Below are 503 nucleotides of genomic sequence, written 5' to 3' on the forward strand. Positions count from 1 at the left end.
CGCTCCGGAGGCCTTGTCGGCGGACAGATCGGGTATCGCTGGCAAACCAATCAGTTCGTGTTCGGATTGGAAGCACAGGGCGATTGGGCTGACATCAAGAACACGCGCGTCAGCCTGTTCGATCCGACGATCTCGACCACGGGGAAAACCGACGGCATTGGCCTATTCACGGCCCAACTCGGCTGGGCGTGGAACGCCTCACTGCTCTATGTGAAGGGTGGCGCGGCCGTGACCCACAATCGTCTTGATGTCTTCGACAACATCACCGGGATCGGTTTCGACTCGGCAAGTCACACGCGCTGGGGCGGTGCCTTGGGTGTCGGCTGGGAGTATGGCTTCTCGCCGAACTGGTCGGTCGGTCTTGAATATGACCATCTCTGGATGGGGCATGACGACCGCACCTTCACAGGCGTGCTACTGCCCAGTGGGGCCACCCTCCTCGGCGATCGGGTTAGTCAGGACGTTGATATGGTCACAGTGCGCTTCAACTACCGCTTCGGCGG

The 503-nt window shown here is 60.6% G+C and carries 1 protein-coding gene; it reads left to right on the forward strand.

The window, feature by feature from the left end; genetic code table 11:
• On the forward strand, nt 1-503 hold a 503-nt coding region (locus tag Q3C01_RS44930; RefSeq protein ID WP_458151758.1), incomplete at both ends, for an outer membrane protein.

It is taken from the genome of Bradyrhizobium sp. UFLA05-109 (assembly GCF_054185165.1).